20 protein-coding genes and 1 pseudogene are annotated in these 23,040 nt (G+C 62.2%); 9 read left to right on the top strand and 12 right to left on the bottom strand.

What is annotated here, in order from left to right; translation table 11 throughout:
• Nucleotides 1–221 precede the first annotated feature (221 nt).
• Nucleotides 222–1,358, bottom strand: a complete 1,137-nt coding sequence (locus E5X88_RS11865; protein WP_292161562.1) for an efflux RND transporter periplasmic adaptor subunit — start codon at nt 1,356–1,358, stop codon at nt 222–224.
• A gap of 83 nt (nt 1,359–1,441) precedes the next feature.
• Nucleotides 1,442–2,047 carry a TetR family transcriptional regulator gene (locus E5X88_RS11860; RefSeq protein WP_292161446.1) on the bottom strand — a complete coding sequence of 202 codons (606 nt, stop codon included), beginning with the start codon at nt 2,045–2,047 and terminating at the stop codon, nt 1,442–1,444.
• A gap of 185 nt (nt 2,048–2,232) precedes the next feature.
• On the opposite strand from E5X88_RS11860, the gene E5X88_RS11855 reads away from it, so the two are divergent.
• A complete protein-coding gene (locus E5X88_RS11855; RefSeq protein WP_292161444.1) occupies nt 2,233–2,586 on the top strand; it encodes a VOC family protein in 354 nt (117 codons plus the stop codon).
• A gap of 90 nt (nt 2,587–2,676) precedes the next feature.
• Nucleotides 2,677–3,573, top strand: a complete 897-nt coding sequence (locus E5X88_RS11850; RefSeq protein WP_292161442.1) for a PhzF family phenazine biosynthesis protein — start codon at nt 2,677–2,679, stop codon at nt 3,571–3,573.
• Nucleotides 3,574–3,709: 136 nt separating this feature from the next.
• Here the strand turns inward: E5X88_RS11850 and E5X88_RS11845 are convergent, their stop codons facing one another.
• Both E5X88_RS11845 and E5X88_RS11840 read right to left on the bottom strand, forming a co-directional pair.
• Nucleotides 3,710–4,228 carry a DUF417 family protein gene (locus tag E5X88_RS11845; protein WP_292161441.1) on the bottom strand — a complete coding sequence of 173 codons (519 nt, stop codon included), beginning with the start codon at nt 4,226–4,228 and terminating at the stop codon, nt 3,710–3,712.
• Between the two features lie 130 nt (nt 4,229–4,358).
• Nucleotides 4,359–4,787, bottom strand: a complete 429-nt coding sequence (locus tag E5X88_RS11840; RefSeq protein WP_292161439.1) for a nuclear transport factor 2 family protein — start codon at nt 4,785–4,787, stop codon at nt 4,359–4,361.
• Nucleotides 4,788–5,001: 214 nt separating this feature from the next.
• Here E5X88_RS11840 and E5X88_RS11835 point away from each other — a divergent pair.
• Nucleotides 5,002–5,140: pseudogene (locus tag E5X88_RS11835) on the top strand (IS5/IS1182 family transposase); the annotation flags it as partial.
• 10 nt (nt 5,141–5,150) lie between these two features.
• On the opposite strand, the gene E5X88_RS11830 reads toward E5X88_RS11835, so the two are convergent.
• The 3 genes from E5X88_RS11830 to E5X88_RS11820 form a co-directional block, all read right to left on the bottom strand.
• Complete coding sequence (locus tag E5X88_RS11830; RefSeq protein ID WP_292161437.1) at nt 5,151–6,791, bottom strand: acyl-CoA synthetase; 1,641 nt, start codon at nt 6,789–6,791, stop codon at nt 5,151–5,153.
• 205 nt (nt 6,792–6,996) lie between these two features.
• Nucleotides 6,997–7,326 (bottom strand): type II toxin-antitoxin system RelE/ParE family toxin, encoded by a 330-nt coding sequence (locus tag E5X88_RS11825; RefSeq protein WP_292161435.1) that lies wholly within the window; start codon nt 7,324–7,326, stop codon nt 6,997–6,999.
• 2 nt (nt 7,327–7,328) lie between these two features.
• Nucleotides 7,329–7,574, bottom strand: coding sequence for a type II toxin-antitoxin system ParD family antitoxin (locus E5X88_RS11820; RefSeq protein ID WP_292161433.1), 246 nt, complete (start codon nt 7,572–7,574; stop codon nt 7,329–7,331).
• A gap of 187 nt (nt 7,575–7,761) precedes the next feature.
• Here E5X88_RS11820 and E5X88_RS11815 point away from each other — a divergent pair, with 187 nt between their 5' ends.
• Both E5X88_RS11815 and E5X88_RS11810 read left to right on the top strand, forming a co-directional pair.
• Complete coding sequence (locus E5X88_RS11815) at nt 7,762–8,727, top strand: sugar-binding transcriptional regulator (protein ID WP_292161431.1); 966 nt, start codon at nt 7,762–7,764, stop codon at nt 8,725–8,727.
• Nucleotides 8,728–8,810: 83 nt separating this feature from the next.
• The gene (locus tag E5X88_RS11810) at nt 8,811–10,865 is read left to right on the top strand and encodes a bifunctional aldolase/short-chain dehydrogenase (protein ID WP_292161429.1); all 2,055 of its coding nucleotides are present in this window, start codon (nt 8,811–8,813) and stop codon (nt 10,863–10,865) included.
• Nucleotides 10,866–10,928: 63 nt separating this feature from the next.
• Here E5X88_RS11810 and E5X88_RS11805 read toward each other — a convergent pair whose 3' ends face one another.
• The 3 genes from E5X88_RS11805 to E5X88_RS11795 all read right to left on the bottom strand — a co-directional run bounded on the left by E5X88_RS11805 (nt 10,929) and on the right by E5X88_RS11795 (nt 14,629).
• Nucleotides 10,929–11,984, bottom strand: coding sequence for a substrate-binding domain-containing protein (locus E5X88_RS11805; RefSeq protein WP_292161427.1), 1,056 nt, complete (start codon nt 11,982–11,984; stop codon nt 10,929–10,931).
• Nucleotides 11,985–12,045: 61 nt separating this feature from the next.
• Entirely contained in the window at nt 12,046–13,065 is a 1,020-nt protein-coding gene (locus E5X88_RS11800) for an ABC transporter permease (RefSeq protein ID WP_292161425.1), read from the bottom strand.
• A 37-nt stretch (nt 13,066–13,102) separates the two neighbouring features.
• Nucleotides 13,103–14,629: a sugar ABC transporter ATP-binding protein gene (locus tag E5X88_RS11795; RefSeq protein WP_292161424.1), complete on the bottom strand. Its 1,527-nt coding sequence runs from the start codon at nt 14,627–14,629 to the stop codon at nt 13,103–13,105.
• Nucleotides 14,630–14,767: 138 nt separating this feature from the next.
• On the opposite strand from E5X88_RS11795, the gene mtnK reads away from it, so the two are divergent.
• The 3 genes from mtnK to E5X88_RS11780 all read left to right on the top strand — a co-directional run bounded on the left by mtnK (nt 14,768) and on the right by E5X88_RS11780 (nt 18,289).
• Nucleotides 14,768–16,039 (top strand): S-methyl-5-thioribose kinase, encoded by a 1,272-nt coding sequence (mtnK, locus tag E5X88_RS11790; protein WP_292161423.1) that lies wholly within the window; start codon nt 14,768–14,770, stop codon nt 16,037–16,039.
• Nucleotides 16,036–17,130, top strand: a complete 1,095-nt coding sequence (gene mtnA, locus E5X88_RS11785; RefSeq protein ID WP_292161422.1) for an S-methyl-5-thioribose-1-phosphate isomerase — start codon at nt 16,036–16,038, stop codon at nt 17,128–17,130. The genes mtnK and mtnA overlap by 4 nt, the downstream gene beginning before the upstream one ends.
• A gap of 331 nt (nt 17,131–17,461) precedes the next feature.
• A complete protein-coding gene (locus tag E5X88_RS11780; protein WP_292161421.1) occupies nt 17,462–18,289 on the top strand; it encodes a phosphogluconate dehydrogenase C-terminal domain-containing protein in 828 nt (275 codons plus the stop codon).
• An 83-nt stretch (nt 18,290–18,372) separates the two neighbouring features.
• Here E5X88_RS11780 and E5X88_RS11775 read toward each other — a convergent pair whose 3' ends face one another.
• Both E5X88_RS11775 and E5X88_RS11770 read right to left on the bottom strand, forming a co-directional pair.
• Nucleotides 18,373–19,056: a hypothetical protein gene (locus E5X88_RS11775; protein ID WP_292161420.1), complete on the bottom strand. Its 684-nt coding sequence runs from the start codon at nt 19,054–19,056 to the stop codon at nt 18,373–18,375.
• 63 nt (nt 19,057–19,119) lie between these two features.
• Complete coding sequence (locus tag E5X88_RS11770) at nt 19,120–21,216, bottom strand: polysaccharide biosynthesis/export family protein (protein WP_292161418.1); 2,097 nt, start codon at nt 21,214–21,216, stop codon at nt 19,120–19,122.
• 873 nt (nt 21,217–22,089) lie between these two features.
• Between E5X88_RS11770 and E5X88_RS11765 the strand changes: the two genes are divergently transcribed.
• Nucleotides 22,090–23,031: a D-ribose ABC transporter substrate-binding protein gene (locus E5X88_RS11765; protein ID WP_292161417.1), complete on the top strand. Its 942-nt coding sequence runs from the start codon at nt 22,090–22,092 to the stop codon at nt 23,029–23,031.
• Nucleotides 23,032–23,040: the final 9 nt, after the last annotated feature.

Raw genomic sequence — 23,040 nt, 5'->3', positions numbered from 1 at the left:
CACGCACGTGGCATGCCCACGGAACTTCTAATGCTGGCTTCCGGGCGGCGAGGCTTTCCGAGCGGAGAAACACTCATCGCGGTGGGACGCGAGGATCGATGTGGGGGGTTACATCGACCTGACGTCTCGACAATCGGGCACCTGCCGCCCGGAAACCATGACCTGCTTGACCTCGCGGCTTGCGCCGATGCGATGAAAAGCCGGTTTTATTCGCTTGACCGTCAACGCACGCGCTTGGCGGCGTCGCCATCATCGTCCGCCGATGCGGACTGCACAGCATCGCCGGTCAGCTTGACCTTCAGGTTCTCGGTCATGAATTGCGTGCCGGCGGCAACGACGACGTCGCCGGATTTCAATCCTTCGGCAACATGCACGCCGTCGGCGGTGAACTCAGCAACCTTGATCGGACGCGCATGGACGGTCTCGCCGTTGCGGTCCACGGTCCAGACGATCTGCTGGCCATCCTTTTGCGCCAGCGCACTCAACGGGATCGATACGCTTTGCGGACTGTTGTTGGCCGCCGAAGCTTCAATGGTCGCGGTCATGCCGAGAAGCACGCGCGGATCGTTGGGCAGGCTGACGCGAACGGCAAAGGTACGCGACTGCTGATCGGCGCTGCCGGCGACTTCACGGACTTTGCCGTCGAGCGTCAGCGCATCATCGGACCAGAAGCCTGCCTTGACGTCCTTGCCCGGCTTGAACTGGGCGATATCCGTTTCCGGAACGGCGATCAGCACTTCCTTTTCGCCATCGACGGCAACGGTCACGACCGGCGTGCCGGAGCCGACCACCTGACCGACGTCGGCGGTGACTGATGTGACGATGCCGTTCCTGTCCGCCTTGAGGTCGGTGTAGAGGACCTGGTTCTTCGCCTGGTCCAGCGATGAGCGGGCGGAATTCCGGGTGGCGACGGCCTGATCGTAACTGAGCGTCGCCTGTTCGAGCTGCGATTTCGACGCGAAGTGCTTGGCAAACAACTGTTCGGCGCGACGGCGGGCAAGGTCAGTGGTCTCGACCTGCCGCTCGGCAGCCTCGAGTGCCGCCTCGGCGCTCTTGACCGAAAGGTCGTAGTCGGCCGGATCGATGCGGGCCAGGACATCGCCGGGCTTCACGCGCTCGCCGATGTCGACCAGGCGCTCGGTGATCTTGCCGTTGATGCGGAACCCGAGATTCATCTCAGTGCGGGCGCGCACCGATCCGGAATAGGAAAGCTGACGGGTATCGTTTGCCTTGGCGATCTCGACGACCTTGACTGGCCGGACGATGTCTTTGACTTCCACTTTTTCCTGCGAGCAGCCGGCGAGCCCGAGCGCCGCGACAACGACCAGAGCCGGACCAACGGCCGGCAGCCTGTTCATGATGGATTTGGACAAAGACACTTGCGTACTCCCGAACTGGAGATGAACTGTCGACCTCGACGCCCGGCGGACGCCGCCGGTTATTACTTCAAGGCCCTGATCGCAAATTCGATAAGCTCGTCCGGCATCGCCCGGTTCTGTTTGGCGAGACACTGGGCGACCATCTGCGGGTGACAGAGGGTGATGATGGCGGCGCCGAAACACCGCGAAGCGACTTCCGGATCCTGGTCGGCAAACTCGCCGGTTGCGATCCCCTCGCTGATCACCTCCGCCACCAGGCTGCGGATCCTGTCGATATGCTTCTCGATGACGTGCCAATCGCGTTCGATGGCGACGACGACCATTTCGTGCACCTTCTCCTGGTCGAGCATGGTGTCGCGGGTCCACTGATGATGCGTCTGCACGTAGCGGCGAAGCTTTTCGGTGGCGGTTCCGGGACCATGGCAGGCGTCGTAGGTCAGTTGGTAGCAGGTGGCGAGCATGCGGCCGCAAACGGCCTGGTGGATCTCGACCTTGGACGCGAAGAAACGGTAGATGTTGGCCGTCGACATGCCGAGGTCGCGCGCTATGTCGGCGACATTGGTCTTGCCGTAGCCGTAATGGCGGAACAGACGCTCCGCGCAATCGAGGATGCGCGCTACATTCTCCTGCCGGGCCGAGTCGGCTACCGTATCGAGGACATCATGCATGGCGTTTCATTAGCTCATTACGATTGACGAATTTTGAATTTCGTCAGTCGTAAGTCGAAATCAGCATCCTGTCAACATGTGATATGTCTTCTCGGGCGACTGGTGACATCTGTTGACACCATTTGGCGTGATCGGCGTACGAAGCCGCCTTGCGGCGGGCAGTGCATAGGGAAGGAGATCATGGGATGACCGTACTGCGCATCGTCACGAATATCGCAACAGACAGCATTCCGGATGTTCGGAAGTTCTATTCCGACCTGTTTGGGCTCGATGCCGTCATGGACCACGGGTGGCTCGTCACGCTGGCGTCCGGCGAAACAACAATCCCCCAGATCGGCATCGCAAGCGAGGGCGGCTCAGGCACGCCCGTGCCCGATCTGTCGATCGAAGTCGACGACGTGGACGAGGTTTATCTTCGCGCAAACGAGATCGGTTGCAGAGTGGTCTACGATTTGACCGACGAACCGTGGGGCGTAAGACGTTTCTTCATCGCCGACCCGACCGGCAAGCTGCTCAACGTGCTCTCGCACCTTCGCTAGAAATTGCCTGCGATGCCAGACATTTGCGACCTTCCAAACTTTCAGGCGAACGACTGAAACGGGCCCAAATTGTGGTCATCGGAGGAAACCATGAGCAGAACAATCCCATTTCATTTCGTCGATGTCTTCGCGGTAGAGCCGCTGACGGGCAATTCACTTGCGGTGGTCGACGGCGGTGCCGAGCTGGCGCTCGAGCTCATGCAAAACATTGCACGTGAGTTCAACCAGTCCGAGACCACCTTTGTGCTACCTGCGACCCGGGCGGACGCCGACTGGAAGTTGCGTTCTTTCACGCCGAAAGGCGCAGAGGTTTTCGGTGCAGGCGGCCACAACACGTTAGGGGCTTGGTGGTGGCTCGCTGCTGCGGGACGGCTCGATCTGGGCGATGGCCCAACATGGTTTCACCAACAGATCGGCGATCTGGTATATCCATTGGCCATCTGGCAAAGCCAAGGGCAACTCGAAAAGATCATTATGCAGCAAGAGGCCCCAGTGGCCGGCCGGCAGCTCTCAAACCTGGGCGCTCTTGCCAAGGCACTCGGCCTTGATACCGAAGAAATAGCGGCGGACGTCGTACCTTGCCAGGTGGTCTCGACTGGTGCTGCCCATCTCTTGGTGCCAATCCGCGATCGCGAAGCAGTCGACCGGATTTCGCCTGATGCCAAACAGCTTTTCGACCTGCTCAACGAGGTCGGCGGGGAAGGCTGCTACGTCTTCTCGCTCGATCCACTACAGCCCGGAACCACAGCGTATGCGCGCTTTTTCAACCCGACCGTTGGCATTTCTGAAGATCCGGCAACCGGTACGGCGGCTGGTCCGCTCGCCGCACATCTCGTTGCACACGGTCTTGCACAGCCCGGCGCAATCAAGGTGGAGCAAGGCACGGCTCTCGGACGTACCAGCATCATTGAGGTAGATGTCGATGGCGGCTCAGTGAGCGTTTCTGGGCGCGGCATTGTGGTGGCGAGCGGGGCATTTTCGATCTAGTCGAAGGTTGCAGATCCGGCGGCCGCGCAGGCAGCGAACCTGTGCTCGTCCCACAAGGTCGCAGTAGGTGGAGCCTCGTTATTTGGCGCGGCTATGCCAATAATGTGGTCTGCCGCTCGCGTTCGACTGGATTCGCTCAGGTAGCCGATTTGTTTAACCTGTTCAGGCTTTCGCCCAGTATGACAAGCGCGATGCCGAGCAGCGCAATGTCCTTGATCAGGAACTGACCGGCCGGACCGAGCGCAGGAAAGCCCAGCGTAGGCTCCCAGATCGGCAGGGCAAACATGATCGAACAGGTGACCAGGAAAATCAGGGCGGCCAACGCCCCGCCGGCCACACCGGCGCGCGCCGACCAGGGAGAGGCAATCAGGAGAAGCGCGGTCGCGATCTCGACGACGCCAAGCACATAAGAAGCACCGGCTTCACCAAATACCGGATACATCCAGGCGAGCCAAGGCGTGCCGCCGATCAGCGGCCTCAACGCCTCGATCTCAACAGCCGTGAACTTCATTCCGCCGATCATGAGAAGCGGCAGTATGACCCCGGTCAGGGCGACGATCCGTCCGGCTTTCCTGACCGCGGCGGCGTTTCGCGCCCATGGCCGAGGAAGGGTCTCGTCTTGACCTTCAGGCTCTGATGTTCTGAGAACCGGCATGAGTTTTCTCCTCCATCCGCCAATTGCACTACCCGCGTCGTAAATTGCGCCGATCTTGTCCTTAGCGGCATGATCTTATCCCTTGAACCCTAGCGGCTGGCCAATCGCCGCCGCTGTCACGGCCGTTCGATCACCCCGATGCGCTGCTCAGTCCGGCTTTGTAAGGGTACGAATGATGCTCGTGAGCGATAGTCCAAAGGTCACCTTCCTTGCGTAGCCCGACGGTAAGCCGGAGGCGGGTTGCCGGGTCCTTTTCAAGCTCTTCCCTGGTGCCGCACCGCAGCAATGCAGTTGCAAAAGCAACCCGGTCGCCCGCAGTGACATCCAGCCGCTCGATCGCGAAAACGCCGCCCTGCTTGAAGTGCTCGAAGAACGGACCCCAGCTATCCCGGTAGGCCTCAATTCCAGTGAGTTCGTTCGGAGGTGGAGCATCGAACATCAGAAAGTCCGTCGCATGATCCGCAAGGATTTTCTCCAGGTCTTGCTGCTGCACGGCGTTCGCCCAACGCTCGATTAGCGCCTGGATGTGTGCCTCGGGGTCGCGCTCCGTGTTCTCCACTAGAGTTCTCCTCCCGCTAGATATTCTTCCGTCGAGTTTGGTTCTGTATCGAGGACGATCGGGAGGCGCTCGATCCGACACTGAGTGGTCTTTTTTGCTCCGTTCAGCCGATCCGGCTGCTGCGAGGGCATGTGCTTGGAGTGTCGGCTGGGTGAAGCGTTCAACTTCACGTAGGTCGCGAGATCAAACGGGCGCACGACGAATTCGGCCCTGACCCGAGCGGCTGATTGCAGACACCGGCTACGGCTCCGCAGAGATGCTGAACTGGCTGGTGCATGAGCACGGAGTCGAGCCGCATATTCCGGTGTTCGACAAGTCCAAACGCAAGGGACGGCACCTTCTCGCGCGAGGATTCCGCCTGGGCTAGGCTTCCTTCGCCGTCTCTCTCAGCCTGAATTTCTGGATCTTGCCGGTCGAGGTCTTCGGTATTTCGGCGAAGATCACCGCTTTCGGTACCTTGAATCGGGCGAGCAGCGCGCGGCAGTGGTCGACGATCTCGGCCTCGGTCGCCGTCTTGCCCGGCTTCAGTTCGACATAGGCGACCGGCACTTCGCCCCATTTGTTGTCGGGCCTGGCGACGACGCCGCAGGAGGCGACGGCCGGATGCTTGTAGAGCGCTTCCTCGACCTCGATCGAGGAGATATTCTCGCCGCCGGAAATGATGATGTCCTTGGAGCGGTCCTTGAGCTGGATGTAGCCGTCGGCATGCATGACGCCGAGGTCGCCCGAATGGAACCAGCCGCCGGCGAAGGCCTCGTCGCTCGCCTTGCGGTTCTTCAGATAGCCTTTCATGACGATGTTGCCGCGGAACATGACCTCGCCGAGCGTCTCGCCGTCGGCCGGTGTCTCCTCCATCCTCTCGGGGTCCATCACCGTCAGATCTTCGAGCGCGGCATAGCGCACGCCTTGCCTGGCCTTCCTCGCTGCCCTGAGACCCTTTTCGAGCCCATCCCACTCGCCACGCCATTCGTTGACCACCGCCGGGCCATAGGTCTCAGTCAGGCCATAGAGGTGGGTGACGGCAAAGCCCGCATCGGCCATGCCCGACAGCACGGCTTCTGGCGGCGGCGCCGCGGCCGTGTTGAAGGTGACCGTCTGTGGAAATTGCCTCTTGTCCTCATCCCTGGCGTTGATCAGCACCGACATCACCACAGGTGCGCCGCACAGATGGGTGACGCCGTGGTCGGCGATGGCGTCGTAGATCGGCTTTGGCCGCACCCAGCGCAGGCAGACATGGGTGCCGGCTTGCACGGCCAGCGTCCAGGGAAAGCACCAGCCATTGCAGTGGAACATCGGCAGCGTCCAAAGATAGACCGCGTGCTTGCCCATGCCGGCATGGATGGTGTTGGCGTAGGCCATCAGCGCCGCACCGCGATGGTGATAGACGACGCCCTTGGGGTTGCCGGTGGTGCCGGACGTATAGTTGAGCGAGATGGCGTCCCATTCGTCGTCGGGCATCGACCAGGCGAAATCCTCATCGCCGCCCGCGACAAAGTCCTCGTAGTCGAGGGTGCCGATCCGCTCGCCTTTCGGATAGGGAGCATCGGTGGCGTATTCGGGATCGTCATAGTCGACGACCAGCGGCTTCACCTTGGCCAGCGCCAGCGCCTCGCTGGCGACATTTGCGAATTCGCGATCGACGACAAGCACCTTGGTTTCGGCATGGTCGAGCTGGAAGGCGATGACTGCGGCATCAAGGCGGGTGTTGAGCGAATGCAGCACCGCCTTGGTCATCGGCACGCCGAAATGCGCTTCGAGCATTGGCGGCGTGTTGGACAGCATGACGGTGACCGTGTCGCCCTTGCCGATGCCGCGCCTGGAGAGCGCCGAGGCAAGCTTCAGCGACCGCCGCCAGAAATCGCGATAGGTCGTGCGCTGGCGGCCATGGATGATGGCGACATGATCGGGAAAGGTCTTTGCCGCCCGCTCCAGATAGGTGAGCGGCGTCAGCGGCTGGTGATTAGCCGGATTCCTGTCGAGGTCCTGTTCGTAGGGATTGCCCATCCCGTCCTCCCTAATGTCGTAATCGAGAACTTCTAATCACAGGGTCTTGAGCGCGCCGTGGGATTCATGCACCAAGGTGCTGGTTCGTTGCCACTGTCTTTCGCGGTCAGTCGCGCGCATTGTGCAGCAAATCCCCGAGCATGCCCTCGACGGCAATGTTGCTGAAGGATCTCATCGAGGCCGCCTCAGCTTCCACTGCCGCCCGTTACGCGAGACGCCCCTCCCCACCCTCACCTTCTGGCCATAAAGCATCGATGTCCCGATGCCCTTCGATGATGTTCGCCACCTCGAAGCAATCTCCATTACAGCGAAAGAAGATGACGTATCCCCTGAAAGCGAAACTTCGGACGTCCGGCCGGAGATCGGGACGAGCACGACCGATCGTCGCCAGCAGGCTCGCCAGATCACGGCATTTCTGGCGCAGAGCATCCACAAAACGCCGGCCAAGCACCAGGCTGCCGCTTTCGCGAGTGATGTATTCAAAGATATTGATCAAATCTGTCTGCACCGACGGCAACATGCGCAGCCGTGGCACGCCTAGAAGCCTTCCTTTGCGAGCTGCTCAGCCTTGGCTTCCATGGCCGCCTCGATATCCTGCTCGGTCGCTTCGCCGTCGTCAGCAAACGACTTGTCCAGCATGGCGCGCAGCGCCCTTAGCTTTTCCTCGCGTTCTTCGACCAGCCGCAGGCCCTCGCGCACGACTTCGCTGGCAGAGCCGTAGCGGCCGCGCTTCACAATGTTGGACACAAATATCTCCCAGCGGTCTCCCAATGATACGTTCATTCTCGAACCTCCTGTTTTGTCACATATAATATGGCAATAACAAGAAATGCGCAATTACTGACATTATCAGTGCTCATCGCTCAAATTCCTGCGTCCTATCAACAGGCGCTCCTCGAAAGGCGATCGGACTCCTCCGCCCAATTTGACTTTTGTCGAGAGCCGTGAATAATGTCAGCGAGGAGATGGCATGGCGATCCGACCGGCAGAACAGCTTATTCACAAGGCCGCCTGGCTCTACTATGCCCACGGCCTGCGCCAGGACCAGGTTGCCAGCCAGCTTAAGATTTCCCGAGCCTCGGTCGCCATGTATCTGCGCAAGGCGCGCGAGACCGGTATCGTCAACATCTCGACCTCGACGCAGCTTTTCACCGACGACGTCATGGCGCGCAAGCTCGAAGACGCGTTGAAGCTCGAAACCGTCTGGATCGCGCCGGAAAACGGCCTTGTCGCCGATCCCTCGACAGACATTGCGGTGCTGGCGGCGAGCGTTTTTCTCGAGCTGGTCAAGAAGGGCGACCGCATCGGCGTCGCCTGGGGGCGGACCGTCTACACGATCGCCGACATCATGTCCTATGCCGACCTGCAGGATGTTACCGTGGTGCAGCTCTGCGGCAATCTCGGAGCCCCCTATTCCTACCGGCCCGACCAATGCACCATGGAAATCGCGCGCCGGCTCAACGCCAAGGGGCTCAACTTCTATGCGCCGCTGGTGCTGACGACGGAAGAACTGGCGCGCAGCCTGCGTGCCGAGCCGGTGATCCGCGAGCAGTTGTCGGGCATCAGTGAATGCGACCTGGCGCTGTATTCGGTCGGCACCGTCGACGCCGACAGCCATGTCGTCAAATGCGGCGCGCTGACGACGAGCGAGATGGATGTTCTGCGCCGTGCCGGCGCTGCCGGCGTCATCGCCGGGCAGATCATCGACGCGCAAGGCAAGGCGCTCGACTGCAGCTACAACCGGCGGATCATTTCGGCGGAGCTGTCATCGCTGCGCAAGATCGAAAAGCGTCTCGTGGTGGTGCAGGAGGACAGCAAGTTCGAACCGCTGGTGGCGGCGATCGCAGGTGGGCTGTGCACGCATCTCGTGGTCGGCGCGCGGATGGCGCGGCGGCTGCTCGACCATGCCGGGCCGGCAGCGGAAAAGCTCGCCTAGAGAACACAATTACCGCTGCGCCCTGTCATCAAGGCGTCGCGGCATTCCTGTTTCACAACAAAAGCAAATCGGACGAAACGAACATGAAGAACCTGTGGAATGACGGCGACGCGGAGAAGCTGGTTGCCGACTATGCAAAGAAGGGTGTGGCCCGCGACCTGGCGCTGCGCGTCTATACGACCAGGCTTCTGGGTGGCGAACCGCGGCTTGTCCTGCATGGCGGCGGCAACACATCCTGCAAGACGAAAGCTGTCGACCTCGTCGGCGACGAATGGGACGTGCTCTGCGTCAAGGGCAGTGGCTGGGACATGGGCGTCATCGAGCCGCAAGGCCTGCCGGCGGTCAAGCTCGGCGCCCTGTTGAAGGCGCGGTCGCTGACGAGACTCTCCGATGAGGACATGGTCGCCCTGCAGCGGGTGAACCTCATCGACCCGTCTTCACCCAATCCTTCGGTCGAGACGCTGCTGCACGCCTTCCTGCCGCATAAATTCGTCGACCATACGCACTCGACCGCCATTCTGGCCATTGTCGACCAGGACGACAGCGAGGCGCTGAGCGAGAAGGTCTTCGGCAGCAAGATGGGGTTCGTGCCCTACATCATGCCGGGCTTCGACCTGGCGAAGGCGGCGGCCGATGTCTTCGAGGCCGACCCCACGGTCGAAGGCCTGATCCTCGACAAGCATGGCATCTTCACCTTTGGCGACGATGCCAAACAGGCCTACGATCGGATGATCCATTATGTGAACGTCGCCGAGGATTTCATCGCCAGCCACGGCAAGCCGCGCACCGAGAAAGCAGCCTTGCCGGCCAGACTGGCCAAGCCTGCGGAGATCGCGCCGATGTTGCGCGGCGCGGTGGCAGTGGCGCGCGGCGAAGGCCGCTTCGACCGCATGATCAGCGATTTCCGAACGTCGGACACGATCGTCGATTTCATCAATTCGGCAAAGATTGCCGACTATGCCGGGCGCGGCGTGTCGACGCCCGACCTGTCGATCCGCATCAAGACCGGACCGATGGCGCTGCCGGCGCCCGACGCGGATGAAATCGGCGGCTACAAATCCGTCATCCGCAGCCACGTCGAACAATTCGCCAAGGACTATCGCGCCTATTTCGAAAGCAATGACGCACTTGACGACGTGAAGCGCACGATGCTCGACCAGATGCCGCGGCTGACGCTGGTGCCGGGCCTCGGCATGTTCGGCCATGGCCGAACGCTGAAGGATGCGAAGATCGCCTCCGATGTCGGTGAAATGTGGATCGAGGCGGTGCGCGGCGCCGAGGCAGTCGGCGATTTCCGCCCGCTGTCCAAAGCCGACCTGTTCCCACTCGAATACTGGTCGCTGGAACAGGCCAAGCTCGCCTCCAACAAGCCGAAGCCGCTGACCGGCCAGGTGGTGCTGGTCACCGGCGGCGCCGGTGCGATCGGTACCGCCACGGCAAAGCTGTTCGTCGACAATGGCGCTCATGCCGTCGTCGTCGATCTTGATGCGTCAAGGGCTGCCGAGGCGGCAAAAAAGGCCGGCAACAGTTCGATCGGCATCGGTGCCGACATCACCGATCCAGCGCAGATGCGCGCTGCGTTCGACAAGGCGGTCGCCGTCTACGGCGGCCTCGACATCCTCGTCTCGAATGCCGGTGCGGCCTGGGAAGGCAGGATCGGCGAGCTCGACGACGCCACCTTGCGCAAGAGCTTCGAGCTCAATTTCTTCGCCCACCAGTCGGCGGCGCAGAACGCGGTGCGCATCATGCTCGAACAGGGCACAGGCGGCGTGCTCCTGTTCAACACCTCCAAGCAGGCGATCAATCCGGGGCCGAAGTTCGGCGCCTATGGCATCCCGAAAGCGGCGACGCTGTTCCTGTCCAGGCAATATGCCCTCGACTACGGCGCCCATGGCATCCGTTCGAACGCCGTCAACGCCGACCGCATCCGTTCCGGGCTGTTGACCGACGCCATGATCGCCAGCCGTTCGGGGGCGCGCGGCGTATCGGAGAAGGAATACATGTCCGGCAACCTGCTCGGGCAGGAAGTGACGGCCGAAGACGTCGCCCAGGCCTTCCTGCATCAGGCGCTGGCCGAGCGGACCACCGCCGATGTGACGACGGTGGACGGCGGCAACATCGCGGCGGCGTTGAGGTAAGTACGGTCCAGACGCGAAAAGAGCGGCCCGAAAGCCGCTCTTCCTTGCGCCTGCGAAGGAACCTTACTTCGCGTTCGGGTTCGGCATCCAGGCCCGCATCGCGACATCGGCATGGGCGAACTGTGGCAGCTTGGCCGACAGATCTTCCATATTCTTGATGTCCTTGTCGATGAGGTCCTTCTGGGTGATCAGCGTCGGCGGCACGATGACGTTGTGGCCGGGGTCTTCGCCGGCCAAGAGCTGCGCCAGCGCGCGCACCGAGACCTGGCCGACGACAGCCGGGTTGGTGGCGGCCGTTGCCGCCCAGGCGCTGTCGGGCTCGCGCATCGCGGCGATGTCGGAGGTCGAGATGTCAGCCGAATAGATCTTGATGTCCTTGTTGAATCCCGCCTCGTCGACGGCGATCTTCACCCCTTTGGCGAATTCGTCATAAGGCGCGAACATCACCTTGATGTCGGGGTTTGCCGACAGCACCGAGCGAGCCTGGTTGGCGACGGAATTGGCGATTGGATTGTCGAGCGTGCCGAACATCGCCGCTTCGTTGATGCCGGCATATTTCTTCTTGAAGTCGACCCAGGTCTCGTTGCGGCGGTCGAGCGGCGCGATGCCGGCGACATAGACGTAGCCGGCCTTCCAGCTCTCGCCATTGTCCTTGACCGCCTGTTCGAGCGCGAGGCGTGCAAGGTCGCGGTCGGACTGTTCGATCTGCGGTATTTTGGGGTTTTCGACGTTGACGTCGAAGGCGACGACCTTGATGCCGGCGTCGACCGCGCGCTGGGCGGCTTCCTTCATTGATTCCGTCAATCCGTGCTGGATGATGATGCCCTGGACACCAAGCGCGATGGCCTGGTCGACCATGTCTGCCTGGAGGGCGGCGTCCTGACGGCTGTCGAGAACACGCAGATCGACACCGAGCGCCTTGGCCTGCGCTTCGACGCCGGACAGATAGGCCTGGAAGAAGTCACCGGTCGAGAGATAGCGCACGAGCGCGATCTTGACGGCGCCGGGCTTGTCGAACGGCGCCGGCTTGTCCTGCGCCATCGCCGGGACCTGCATCAGCAGCGCGGCGCCGGCAAGCCCGAGTGCTGCCTTCCCCAAAAGTCTTCTTGTGATCTTCATATTGTTTCCTCCACTTGTTGAACTCAAATTTCAGCCGGTCGAAATCCTATCTGTCGAAATCCTATCTCTGGCCCCTGCCGGAAAGGGCGAAGGTGAAGACAAGGGCAACCACGAGAACCACGCCCTTGATGAAATCCTGCGTGTAGTAGGGCGCGTTCATCATCGTCAGGCCCTGCAGCAGCACGCCGACAAACACCGCGCCGACGGCCGTGCCGAAGGCGTTCGGCTTGGCGGCGCCGAGGACCGCGTAGCCGATGAGCGCCGCAGCCACTGCGTCGAGCAGGAGATTATTACCCGAGGCGATGTCGCCGCGTCCAAGCCGGGCCGCGAGCAAAATGCCGCCGATCGAGGCAAAAACTCCTGAAATAACGTAGGCCCAGATTTTGTATGCCTTGACAGGCGCGCCGGCGAGCTCGGCAGCCCGTTCGTTGCTGCCGACCGCATACATCATGCGTCCGAAACGGGTGTATTCGAGAAAGAACCAGATCAGCACCGCCAGCACGAGCAGGACGACGACCGACACAGGAATGAGATTGGGGACGAAGAAATCGAAGCGGTGACGGCCGAGCGCCAGGAAGGCGGCGCCGAACGTGCCGTTGGCGACCGAGCCGTCGGGCATCGTCATGCCGGTGGCGATCGAGCGGCCTTCGGTCGGAATGCGCTGCAAGCCGACGAGCAGGAACATCATGCCGAGCGTCGCCAGAAGGTCCGGCACGCGCATATAGACGATCAGCCAGCCATTGATGAGGCCGACGACGGCACCGATCAGGAGACAGGCGACGACCGCGACGACGGCGTTCTGCTCCAGCACCACCATGACATAGGCAGCCGCCATCATGGCGCTGGTGGCGACGGAGCCGATCGACAGGTCAAAGCCGCCGACGACCAGGGTGGCGGTGACGCCGAGCGCCAGCACGCCGGTGATGGCAACCGACTGGAAGATGAAAACCGCACTCTGCGGCGAGACGAAGCCGTCGGCGGCGATGGCGAAATAGCCGATCAACCCGAACAGCAGGACGATGAAGCCATAGCGGATGGCATGGTCACGCGGCGCTGCCATCCTTACCCAACCCGAACTCATGCCTGCTCCATTCCACGTCCCATTGTCTGCCCCGCCTTCACGCCGCGCTGTGCAACGGCCCGCCCGCCACCTCGGCCAGCAGGCGCTCGAGATCGATGTCGGCGTTGCGATGTTCGCCGACGATTGTCTGCTCCGACATCACCAGGATGCGGTCGGCCGTCTCCAGCGCCTCGTCCAGTTCGGTGACGAACAGCAGCGTCGCACGGCCGTTCGCGCTCGCCCGCAGCTTGGCCGCGATATCGCGCCTGGCCGAAATGTCGACGCCCTGGAACGGCTCGTCCAGAATGAACAGTTTTGCGGCCTGCGACATCCAGCGGGCGACCATCACCTTCTGCTGATTGCCGCCGGAGAGGGCCGACATTTCGTCCTTCTCCGAGCGGCAGACGATGCCCAGCTCCTGGATCTGCCGGCGGGCGGTGGCGCGCTCGAGGCGACGCTTGAGAACGCCGAGACGCGACATCCGCTTGTGGAACGGCAGGCTGATGTTTTCCTGAATATTGAAGTCGCCGACGATCCCGCTATCAGCCCGGTCCTTGGCGACGAGAAACACGCCGGCGGCGATCGCCTCGCCCGTCGACCCCGGCGCGTAGGGTTTTCCGTTCAGCACCATGGTCCCGGACAGCGGCTTGCGCACACCAAACAGCGTCTCGGCGAGCGCCGTCTTGCCGACGCCGACGAGGCCGGTGACGGCAACGACCTCGCCGTCGCCGAGCATCAGCGAGATCGGCCGGGCGCCTTCTGCAATGCGCAACCCGTCGATCGTCAGGACAGGTTTGGCGGAATTCCTGGCGACGATCCGGTCGAGGTGGATCTTGCGGCCGAGCATGGCGTTGACCGCGCCTTCATAGTCGAGCGGCTTGCGGTCGAAGACGCCTGAGATGACGCCGTCGCGCATCGAGACGATCCGGTCGGCAAGCCTCCTAATGTCGGACATGCGGTGCGAGATGTAGAGGATCGCGACGCCCTGCTCGCGAAGCCTGTCGAGCAGCGCGAAAAGCCGGTCAGCCTCGGCGCTGGACAAAGAGGAGGTCGGCTCGTCGAGGATTAGCACTTTCGGCTGGTGCGCCATGGCGCGGGCTATCGCCACCATCTGGCGGTCGGCCAGCGAGAGATCGCTGATCCGGGCTTTCAGGTCGATGGCCAGCCCCATGCGATCGGCAACCGCCTTTGCCTCGCTGCGGACCCGGCCTGGATTGAACAGCGTCGGCGCGCCCCTGCCGCTCAACCTGTCGAGCGTCAAATTGGTGGCGACGTCGAGGTCGGCCACGACACCGTCATTGATGTTCTGATGGACGGTGACGACGCCGGCGCGGATCGCCTCCGCCGGCGTGTTTGGCGCAAACTCCTGGGGCGCGAAGTCTTGGCCGACAAGCTGCATCGTACCGCCGCCGCGCTCGTAGACGCCGCTGATGATCTTGACGAGGGTGGATTTGCCGGCGCCGTTGGCGCCCATCAGCACGGTTACTTCGCCGGCATGCAAATCGAGCGAGACGCCGCCCAGCACCTCGATATGGCCAAAGGATTTCCTCAGGCCGTCCACGCGGAACACGGCATCATTGCCCATTCGTTCCTCCCTGGCCGTGACGCTATGAGCTACGTCAGCAATTGTCAATACGATTGACAATTGCCAGAGGGCTTCCTAGCTTGGCCCAACCGCCACGGCTCCATTATGATCGGCAGCGTATAAGACGGGAGGGTGAGGATGACTGGGAAATTGCCGTTCGAAGCACTGTCGGTCGAGACGTTGGCGGCACGCCTCGGCGCCAACGAGGCGCTGTGTTCGCGTATCGGCAAGGACACAAGCCGCTGGAAGGTCCGCGAGGTCGGCGACGGCAATCTGAACCTGGTCTTCATCGTCGAGGGCGCCACGGGTACCGCCATCGTCAAGCAGGCCCTGCCCTATGTTCGCCTGGTCGGCGACAGCTGGCCGCTGCCGCTGAAGCGCTCCTTCTTCGAGTATCACGCGCTGATACGTCAGGAGGCACGGGCGCCCGGTTCGGTGCCGGCGATCTATCACTTCGACGAAGGCCAGGCGCTCATCATTATGGAGTATCTGTCGCCGCATATCATCCTGCGGCGCGCGCTGATCGAAGGCCGCCAGCTCCCCAACATCGCCAAAGACATAGGCCTGTTCATGGCTCGCACCCTGTTCCGCGGCTCCGATCTGCATATGGCGACCAAGGACCGCAAGGCCGATCTGGCGCTGTTCGCCGACAATGTCGAGCTTTGCGACATCACCGAGAACCTGGTTTTCTCCGACCCGTATTTCGATGCCAAGATGAACCGGCATACGAGCCCGCAGCTCGATCGCACCGTCGCGGAGTTGCGCGCCGACCGTGACCTCAAGGTCGAGGCGCAGCGGCTGAAGCACATCTTCGCGGCCAATGCGGAGACGCTGCTGCACGGCGACCTGCATTCCGGCTCGATCATGGTCACCGACTCAGAAACGCGGATGATCGATCCCGAATTCGCCTTCTACGGCCCGATCGCCTTCGACGTCGGCATGCTGCTCGCCAATTTCTGGATGGCGTTCTTCTCGCAGCGCGGACATGAGCAGAACGGAATGCGCGACGCCATGCGCGCCTATCTGCTCGATGTGACGGTCGAGACATGGTCGGTGTTCCGCACCGAGTTCTCGCATCTGTGGCGAACCGAGCGCACCGGCATGCTCTACCAGAAGAGCCTGTTCGAGGATCAGGGCGACAGGCTTGGCGCCGAGCAGGCGCTCGACCACATGCTGCATTCGATCTGGACCGACATGTTGGGTTTTGCCGGCGTCGAGGTTCACCGGCGCATTCTGGGCCTCGCCCACAACGCCGATTTCGAGACCATTGCCGACGAGGATTTGCGCGCCACATGTGAGGCAAAGGCGTTGAAATTCGGCCGCCACATCGCCGTCAACCGGCGCCAGATTCACAGCATCGACGAGGTCAACACGCTGGCCGCGCTGATCGAACGGGAGAGCAGCATTTGAACGTCGGCGACCGCCACTATCGCACCATCTGGCTGAGCGACGACGGGCGTTCGGTGGAGATCATCGACCAGCGCTGGCTGCCGCATGATTTCCGCGTGGAAAAGGTCGATACCGTGGCCGGCATCGCAACGGCGATCCGCGACATGTGGGTGCGCGGCGCGCCGCTGATCGGCGTCACCGCCGCTTACGGCGTCGCCATGCAAATGGCCGACGACCCTTCGGATGCAGCGCTCGACGGCGTCTGGGAGATCTTGCACGAAACGCGCCCGACCGCGATCAATCTGCGCTGGGCGCTCGATGAAATGCGAAACGTCCTGCGGCCGCTTCCGCCTGGGCAACGCACTGACGCCGCCTACCGGCGCGCCGGCGAAATCGCCGATGAGGATGTTGGCCTCAACCGCGCCATCGGCGTCAATGGGCTGAAAATCATCAAGGAGATCGCGGCGTGCAAGCAGCCGGGGGAGCCGGTCAACATTCTGACCCACTGCAACGCCGGCTGGCTGGCCACCGTCGACTACGGCACCGCCACCGCGCCGATCTATCTGGCTGTTGAAGCCGGCATTCCCGTTCACGTCTATGTCGACGAAACGCGCCCGCGCAACCAGGGCGCCCAGTTGACCGCATGGGAGATGGCCGGCCACGGCGTGCCGCACACGCTGATCGTCGACAATGCCGGCGGCCATCTGATGCAGCGTGGCCAGATCGACATGGTCATCGTCGGCACCGACCGCACCACCGCCGACGGCGACGTCTGCAACAAGATCGGCACCTATCTGAAGGCTCTGGCCGCCGCCGACAACGACGTGCCGTTCTATGTCGCGCTGCCCTCGCCGACCATCGACTGGACGGTGGGTGACGGTCTGGCCGAAATCCCGATCGAACAGCGCTCCAGCGACGAGGTCTCGCTGGTCTGGGGCAAGACAGCGAATGGCGAGATTGCGCAGGTCCGCATTTCGCCGGAGACGACGCCCGCGGCAAATCCAGCCTTCGACGTAACGCCGGCGCGGCTGGTCACCGGATTGATCACCGAGCGCGGCGTCGCCAAGGCGTCGCGCGACGGCCTGAAAGCGATGTTTCCCGGACGCGGCTGACCCAGCTCCTACGGATACGACTGAAGCGGTGGCAGCAGACAACCGCCTAAACATCAAGACTGCTGTCTCGCCGGTGCCCGGAAAGACCGCTCTCGCGGGCAATGCAGAAGAGCTGCGTCTACAAGACTCGGGCATTCTGACGTCGATCCCCCCTCATGATCCGCCAAGGCCGCTACCAGCTGGTGCGGGCAGCCGCGCGACCGCCAATGGAATTGGCCTTCTTGAACTGGTCCATTCCAATTCGGATTGCCAAGCTATGGTAGTGTGATTATACCAGTTACTAAGGTGACGATCGGCAGAGCCATCGTTCGAGATCAGGAGTGACGACTAGATGACAACGATTGCGCTGTTTGGTGCCGGCGGGAAAATGGGCTACCGGCTGTCAACCAATTTTCGCGGCTCTCCCTACGCGATACGCCATGTCGAGGTCAGCGACGCCGGCCGCGAGCGGCTGAAGACGGGGCTGGGCATCGACGCGGTCAGCGCCGATGAAGCCCTGAATGGCGCCGAAGTGGTGATCCTGGCGGTTCCCGACACGCATATCGGCAAGGTGGCGGCCAGCATAGAGGGCAAGCTTGCTTCCGGCACCATGGTGATCGTGCTCGACGCCGCAGCGCCTTTTGCCGGTCATTTGCCGAAGCGGCCGGACCTGACCTATTTCGTCACGCATCCCTGCCATCCGCCGATCTTCAACGACGAGACCGACATGGCGGCCAAGAAGGATTATTTCGGCGGCGTCAAGGCCAAGCAGCACATGGTCAGCGCGCTGATGCAAGGGCCGGAGGAAGACTTCGCCAAGGGCGAAGCGATCGCCAAGATCATCTGGGCCCCGGTCATGCGGTCGCATCGCGTCACGGTCGAGCAGATGGCGCTGCTCGAGCCGGGCCTTTCGGAGACTGTCTGCGCTTCGCTGCTCGTCGTCATGAAGGAAGCGGTCGACGAAGTCGTCGCGCGCGGGGTTGATCAGCAGGCCGCTCTCGATTTCCTGCTTGGCCACATGAACGTGCTCGGCGCCGTCATCTTCGGTGAAACCAAGGGCGTGTTCTCCGACGCCTGCAACAAGGCCATCGAGTTCGGCAAGCCGGTGCTGATGCGCGACGACTGGAAGCGGGTCTTCGAGCCGGAAGAGATCGCGGCGAGCATCCGGCGTATTACCTGAGGCCGAAGTAACTGAAACTCATGGAGGCATTTTGAGCCGTCCGCCCGGGCGGCTTTTCATTGATTGATTTGCATCCTCGCGCCCTATGTCACCGCGGTGACCCTACCTGCCGCATCGAGGCGACAGCCGACTCGTGCCTGCCGAACCTCGATGCCGCCTTGTCTTGCGTAGTGTATGCGCACCTCGATCCGCGCCATGAGTGCGCCCCGACGTTGCTGGCGCAACGGACCTGCGCTTACCGCGTGAACACGTACGGCGCCAAGGGGCGTCGCAGCCGACGCGATCGCCGTGCGGCAGGCGCGCACCACAGCAGGTGGGGTACCGGGTTTCGCTTTCAGCGGCGCCAGAAACCCCAACGGGTAGCCTTTGGTGATCGGCGCCAACTCCTTGCGACCATTTTCGGAAGGCCAGAGGACGCGTGGCAGGACGGCGGATAGCCTCGCGGCCTTGGCCTTAGCAATGGCTGGTGTGATGCCGGCACTGCCGCTCGCGGCTTGCCCAGAGCCTACGGCCGAATCGCCGAGGTTGCCGCTAACGCCAAGTCCGGCGCCGAGTGATCCGCTGCCCGCGCTGACCGATCCGCCAAGGCTTGCTCCCCCTACTCCGCCGATGCTCGCGCCACCCGCCACAGAGGCGCCTGTCGAGCCGACGCTCGCACCAGCACTGACCCCGACACCGCCAACGTTACCGCCAAGCCCCACGTCAAGAGCCGAGGCAGGGCCAATTGCGATCGCGATCGTCAATGCGGCTGCGACGTATTTGTTCATTACCATACTCCTCCTGCGGCATGTATTTCGGCCCACGGAAATGCCCTCCGCGATCAGCCTTCACTAGCGAGAGCCGTGCTTGGGCGGTCGCGTCGGGAGCAATGCGTCGGGAAGCGCGATGGTCGCCACCAGAACAGGTCGCGATGGCCTTTTGATCTTGACTTTGTGGTTTTCCCGCAACCCCGGTTGGCGGGCTGGCTGTGCCCCCGAGCGTACAGACACATCTGCACGAGAAGTTGCAGTGGCAGGTGCTTTCGGAGCGCGCTTCCTACGCTCAGTGCGACGCTCACCTTGGGCCTTGACAGTGTCAATTGTCTTACGCGCAGCGCTGAGGTCGCGGGCTAGACCGATGGCCTTGTTGCGCTCTTGCTCCAACGCCGCGCTCAGCTCTATCAAGACGCGGCTCACTTCCTGCTTTGCCGCGTCGCGTTCTCGGCGAGCACCGTCGAGATCACGTGCGGCTGAATCTGCCCGTTCGCGTTCTAGTTCGAGGGCGTCGCCAGCTCGCTTTAAAGCCGCCTCGGCCAACTGTCGGCCTTTGATGGCGTTGGTCTGCGCGACCGCAGCCAGATCTGCGCTTGTCTTAAGAGCGTCGATAGTTTGGCGCGCCGCGGTGAGTTCGCGTTCGAAGCGCTCAGCCTTGCGCCGCTCCTCATCAAGCGCTCGCTGCGCCTCAGCCAGAGAGGCCTCCATAGAGTGACGCGCTCCAAGCATGGCGGCCTTCTCGCGATCCGCGAGAATGGCATTGGCCTTTAAGCCTTTGGCTTCGCGTTGCGCCACTTCCAGATCGAGCGCGAGCTCTTCGGCTCTTCGCCGCTGCTGTTTTAGGGCTTGTCCTTGTTCAGCCATCATGCCGGCTACCGCACGTGCCCGCGCGCTGGCGTCGCGTGCGCCGCGCTGCATCGCGCCCAGTTCCGCTCGCGCCGCCGCCAATTCGCGGCCCAAAACCGCCTCATGGTCGCCGCGAGCCGGCTGCACGCTCTTCTTGAGCGCGTCGACTTCCCTCAGCGCCGCAAAGAGTTTCTGTTCCAGTGCGCCGCGGTCAGTCCGCACCGCATCAAGCGCTCGCTGCGCCTCAGCCAGAGAGGCCTCCATAGAGTGACGCGCTTCAAGCATGGCGGCCTTCTCGCGATCCGCGAGAATGGCTTTGGCCTTTAAGCCTTTGGCTTCGCGTTGCGCCACTTCCAGATCGAGCGCGAGCTCTTCGGCTCTTCGCCGCTGCTGTTTTAGGGCTTGTCCTTGTTCTGCCATCATGTCGGCTACCGCACGTGCCTGCGCGCTGGCGTCGCGTGCGCCGCGCTGCATCGCGCCCAATTCCGCTCGCGCCGCCGCCAATTCGCGGCCCAAAACCGCCTCATGGTCGCCGCGAGCCGGCTGCACGCTCTTCTTGAGCGCGTCGACTTCCCTCAGCGCCGCAAAGAGTTTCTGTTCCAGTGCGCCGCGGTCAGTCCGCACCGCATCGAGTTCCTGCACCAAGGCGGCAGTCCGTTGACGCGCCGTCGCAAGGTTCTGATCGTTTCGAACGGCATCGTTGCGAGCAGTCTGGCGAGCCGCAAGTGCTTCCCCGCGAGCCGCCGCAATTTGCATACGAGCGGCCGACAGCTCGCTCTTCAGCCGTTCCCCTTCCAGAGCTTGCTGTTGCTCCGCTGCAGGCTCCCAAGGTGTGTGGGAACCGCGCACGCTCTGTTGCGCCTCGACCTGGCCCGTCTCGACACTGGCGCGTTCCGAAGCCACGGCCGACGAGCTGTCGTCGTCGGCTGCGTCTGCCGGCGGTTCGGGCACTTTTTGTTTGCCTGGGTGTTCCACCGAACCTGTGATGTCCGAGGGCGGATTTGGTATCAGTTTGACGGTTGTATCCGCCCGTTCTTGACGGCCGCTCCTGGCTTGCAAGCGATCGGAAATCAGCGTTGCCAGTTCCTCCTCACGCAGACCTGCGGCGGCAATGGTCCCGATCATTGGAAGGTCAAGCGTGCCAGCCGAGTCGATGGTGAAAGTATGGTTGAGCTGCAACGCTTCCAAAACGCCATCGCGCAAGGCAGTCCATCGCCAAACACGCAGTTCGATCGTGTCTAGTGGGGCAAGTTTTTCGTCAGTCCTCGGCCGACCGTTTGCCGGAGATTCCAGCAGCAAGATGAGACAGAACGAAATGAGGCATAGCATGGCGCTGCACCTCCTACCGCACATGCCACGAAATGAAGTTAAATGCCGTCGGTCAGCAAAGGTTAGCGCGAGGCTGCAGGATGTCGGCTTGGAATTCTGCACATGATTCATAACTGAACCTCACCGGCAACGCGATCCTTCCCGCGAACGGATTCATAAGAAACCCGGGCGCACGCCGGGCCGCGAAAAAAGCCACAACCAAAGCGGAATACTAACAAAGCCTGTGCGTAGCGCTGAGCACCGAATAAAGCTTAGGGGTATCTCCTCTTTACTTACTTATTACGCTCTCACCCGCGTATTATACCCCTTACGGTGGTGGTTATGCGGCTTGGTCTTGGTGGGTGACTCTCTGACGGTCGCTGGCCTTAGAATGATCACGTAGCCATCCGGTCTCGAGGCTGGACAAGGTTTTTACGGAAAATGATGGCCGCCGATGCAGGAGCCGCCGCAACATTTCCCATGTCATCAACAGGTCACCCGGCGCAGGACATCCGCTGCGTATTGCAAGTCGGCCGATGAACTCGCCCCAACCACCAGCGCGTCAACATCCATGACCAGCCACGTGAAGGTGAAGGCAGATATCCGGTGACGCCGAGATTGCTGCTCATCAGATACATATCATCTGAATTTGTGGTTGACTCATTATACCAGTTGGCTTAGCTGTTGGAATGGCTTTGGCCAGCCGAGGCCGGGCTGAAAATTGGGTAGGTGGCAGGTGAAGGGGCTGCCTGAGGACGGAATCGAACAGGATGATCCGCCCAGATGAGCCGGCAAATGACCGATCCGCGACACCGGACGCGATCCGCCTGACGACTGGGATGCATTTCAGCCTGGGCCGCGGAGGCGCAGGCTTCTTTCAAACGGGAGGACTTCATGAAACTCACTCGCAGAATGACGCTTGCGGCTTTTGCCGGCATGCTGGCGCTTGGCACCGCCGTACCTGCCTATGCGGCCGATCTCATTGCCATCATCACGCCCTCGCACGACAATCCGTTCTTCAAGGCGGAAGCCGTCGGCGCGGAAGCCAAGGCCAAGGAACTCGGCTATGAAACGCTGGTGCTGGTCCATGACGACGACGCCAACAAGCAGTCCGAACTGATCGACACAGCGATCGGCCGCGGCGCCAAGGCGATCATCCTCGACAATGCCGGCGCCGATGCCACCGTCGCCGCCGTGCAGAAGGCCAAGGACGCGGGCGTTCCGTCCTTCCTGATCGATCGCGAGATCAACGCCACCGGCGTCGCCGTCGCGCAGATCGTCTCCAACAACTACCAGGGCGCCCAGCTCGGCGCGCAGGAATTCGTCAAGCTGATGGGCGAGAAAGGCAATTTCGTCGAGCTGGTCGGCAAGGAATCCGACACCAATGCCGGCATTCGATCGAAGGGCTATCACGACGTCATCGACGACTATCCGGACCTGAAGATGGTGGCGCAGCAGTCGGCCAACTGGAGCCAGACCGAGGCCTATGCCAAGATGGAATCGATCCTTCAGGCCAATCCCGACATCAAGGGCGTGATCTCCGGCAACGACACGATGGCGATGGGCGCCTATGCGGCGCTTGCTGCCGCCGGCCGCAAGGACGTCATCGTCGTCGGTTTCGACGGATCGAACGACGTGCGCGACTCGATCGCCTCGGGCGGCATCAAGGCGACTGTCCTGCAGCCTGCCTTTGCGCAAGCGCAGATGGCCGTCGAGCAGGCCAACGACCTCATCAAGAACAACAAGTCTCCGGCTGAAGAAAAGCAGCTGATGGACTGCGTCCTGATCGATGGCGACAATGCCGCCAAGCTGGAAACCTTCGCGCTCACCAACTGAGCCGGCGTG

Source organism: Mesorhizobium sp. (assembly GCF_004962245.1).
GTDB lineage: Bacteria > Pseudomonadota > Alphaproteobacteria > Rhizobiales > Rhizobiaceae > Mesorhizobium.
Note: the sequence above shows the minus strand (reverse complement) of the source record. Positions and strands in the feature narration are given on the sequence as shown.

Bases quoted from the DNA above. Each gene is read 5' to 3' on its own strand.
- E5X88_RS11865 (WP_292161562.1), bottom strand. From the start codon at position 1,358: ATGAACAGGCTGCCGGCCGTTGGTCCGGCTCTGGTCGTTGTCGCGGCG.
- E5X88_RS11860 (WP_292161446.1), bottom strand. From the start codon at position 2,047: ATGCATGATGTCCTCGATACGGTAGCCGACTCGGCCCGGCAGGAGAAT.
- E5X88_RS11855 (WP_292161444.1), top strand. From the start codon at position 2,233: ATGACCGTACTGCGCATCGTCACGAATATCGCAACAGACAGCATTCCG.
- E5X88_RS11850 (WP_292161442.1), top strand. From the start codon at position 2,677: ATGAGCAGAACAATCCCATTTCATTTCGTCGATGTCTTCGCGGTAGAG.
- E5X88_RS11845 (WP_292161441.1), bottom strand. From the start codon at position 4,228: ATGCCGGTTCTCAGAACATCAGAGCCTGAAGGTCAAGACGAGACCCTT.
- E5X88_RS11830 (WP_292161437.1), bottom strand. From the start codon at position 6,791: ATGGGCAATCCCTACGAACAGGACCTCGACAGGAATCCGGCTAATCAC.
- E5X88_RS11820 (WP_292161433.1), bottom strand. From the start codon at position 7,574: ATGAACGTATCATTGGGAGACCGCTGGGAGATATTTGTGTCCAACATT.
- E5X88_RS11815 (WP_292161431.1), top strand. From the start codon at position 7,762: ATGGCGATCCGACCGGCAGAACAGCTTATTCACAAGGCCGCCTGGCTC.
- E5X88_RS11810 (WP_292161429.1), top strand. From the start codon at position 8,811: ATGAAGAACCTGTGGAATGACGGCGACGCGGAGAAGCTGGTTGCCGAC.
- E5X88_RS11805 (WP_292161427.1), bottom strand. From the start codon at position 11,984: ATGAAGATCACAAGAAGACTTTTGGGGAAGGCAGCACTCGGGCTTGCC.
- E5X88_RS11800 (WP_292161425.1), bottom strand. From the start codon at position 13,065: ATGAGTTCGGGTTGGGTAAGGATGGCAGCGCCGCGTGACCATGCCATC.
- E5X88_RS11795 (WP_292161424.1), bottom strand. From the start codon at position 14,629: ATGGGCAATGATGCCGTGTTCCGCGTGGACGGCCTGAGGAAATCCTTT.
- mtnK (WP_292161423.1), top strand. From the start codon at position 14,768: ATGACTGGGAAATTGCCGTTCGAAGCACTGTCGGTCGAGACGTTGGCG.
- E5X88_RS11780 (WP_292161421.1), top strand. From the start codon at position 17,462: ATGACAACGATTGCGCTGTTTGGTGCCGGCGGGAAAATGGGCTACCGG.
- E5X88_RS11775 (WP_292161420.1), bottom strand. From the start codon at position 19,056: ATGAACAAATACGTCGCAGCCGCATTGACGATCGCGATCGCAATTGGC.
- E5X88_RS11770 (WP_292161418.1), bottom strand. From the start codon at position 21,216: ATGCTATGCCTCATTTCGTTCTGTCTCATCTTGCTGCTGGAATCTCCG.
- E5X88_RS11765 (WP_292161417.1), top strand. From the start codon at position 22,090: ATGAAACTCACTCGCAGAATGACGCTTGCGGCTTTTGCCGGCATGCTG.